This window comes from Vibrio sp. D173a, from assembly GCF_030248475.1.
Genome location: NZ_JAHGAH010000625.1, coordinates 1 through 857 on the forward strand (window position 1 = coordinate 1; position 857 = coordinate 857).

Genomic DNA, 857 nt, shown 5'->3' on the forward strand with positions numbered 1-857 from the left:
GAAGTGTTGGTAAAAGCGAGAACGACAAAGAGAGTTAAAAAACTGCCGCTGAGCCAGAACACTGGATTTCCAAGTTCTAGCTTTTCACCCAGAGATTGGGCTTTAGTGAAATTGATAGAAGTAGATTCTGCGTTGATGTTTTCGTTGGCGACTTGCGTCAAGTTAGACATTATTTCTTCGCTATATTTGGCCGTGAAGCCCGTGTATTTCCCGCACATCTCCCTTTGAAAATGTGAGGTTCGTCAAAAAAGTCGCAGATACTAACACATCTATCACCAGAAAGTCGGCGAATTCCAAAAAGAAATCCATTCAATCTATAAATCTCTACTTTTTGGTTACTTTAGGGGCATCTTGTCCTTGTAGGTAGTATGGGCAAAGTGTGTTTTGACTGTCTATTTTTTAGCTTTCCGAAATAAATTTAATATTAGTTGTCGGTGCAAAATAAGTGTCGAGTGGTTGCATAGTGTCAGCAAATAAATGCGAGTCATTTTATAAATAGGGAATGTTTAGGGTGCGAAATTGTCTTTGTTACCTACAGTTGTTTTGCGAAGAGATTTAAGTGGTCGTGATCTTGCGACTTGAATTAAATAACTTGAAACAACAACTTAAGGGATAGCAAACATGCACCTAAACCAAGGAAGAGTGGCCAAGAAGGTTTTTACACTCAGTACCCTCACCGCATCGTGTCTTATGGCATTTAACAGTTATGCGGCTGTCGATTGTTCCACACTAGAAAAGTGGGATTCAGCAACGGTTTATACTGGCGGTGATCAAGTCGCTCATGCCGGTAGCGCGTACAAAGCAAACTATTGGAATCAGAACAACAACCCAAGCGAGTTTGAAGGTGACTTCGCGCA

General features: G+C 41.0%; 1 protein-coding gene and 1 pseudogene. One reads left to right on the top strand and one right to left on the bottom strand.

The genetic code is table 11. The features are described 5' to 3' along the window. Positions 1-170: pseudogene (locus tag KIV40_RS28025) on the bottom strand (BCCT family transporter); the annotation flags it as partial. Between the two features lie 451 nt (positions 171-621). Here KIV40_RS28025 and KIV40_RS28030 point away from each other — a divergent pair. Continuing rightward, on the top strand, positions 622-857 hold a 236-nt coding region (locus KIV40_RS28030; protein ID WP_285352473.1), incomplete at its 3' end, for a carbohydrate-binding protein.